Source organism: Mycobacterium sp. 1245499.0, from assembly GCF_001673615.1.
GTDB classification, from domain to species: Bacteria; Actinomycetota; Actinomycetes; order Mycobacteriales; family Mycobacteriaceae; genus Mycobacterium; species Mycobacterium europaeum_A.
The window spans coordinates 1-522 of the sequence record NZ_LZMG01000140.1; the positions used below are offsets into that span (position 1 = coordinate 1).

A 522-nucleotide genomic window follows, 5' to 3' on the forward strand; every position below is an offset into this window, starting at 1 on the left:
CTGCCCGACGGCGCTTTGATGCGACGCGCGGCCTACGGGCTGGCCACCGAGATCATCGGCGAGTTAGCGGCGCGCACCGGCGGGGTAACCGGGCGACGTGTGTGCGCGGTCGTCGGCTCCGGAGACAACGGCGGAGACGCGTTGTGGGCGGCCACCTTCCTGTGCCGTCGCGGCGCGGCCGCCGACGCGATCCTGCTCAACCCGGAGCGCACCCACCGCAAAGGCCTGGCGGCGTTCCGAAAGGCCGGCGGTCGCGTCGTCGAAAGCGTCTCGCCGACAACCGATCTCGTCATCGACGGCGTGGTGGGCATCTCCGGCTCCGGAGCGCTGCGGCCCGCCGCGGCCGAGGTGTTCGCCGCCGTCAACGATGCCCGAATCCCGGTGATCGCCGTCGACATCCCCAGCGGCATCGACGCGGCGACCGGCGCGATCACCGGCCCCGCCGGTGCGCGCCGCTAACTCGCCGATGATCTCGGTGGCCAGCCCGTAGGCCGCGCGTCGCATCAAAGCGCCGTCGGGCAG

At 73.0% G+C, this 522-nt stretch carries 1 pseudogene; it reads left to right on the forward strand.

Features of this window, described 5'->3' with window-relative positions:
- Positions 1-444 (forward strand): annotated as a pseudogene (locus A5646_RS07005) (NAD(P)H-hydrate epimerase); the annotation flags it as partial.
- Between the last annotated feature and the right edge of the window lie 78 nt (positions 445-522).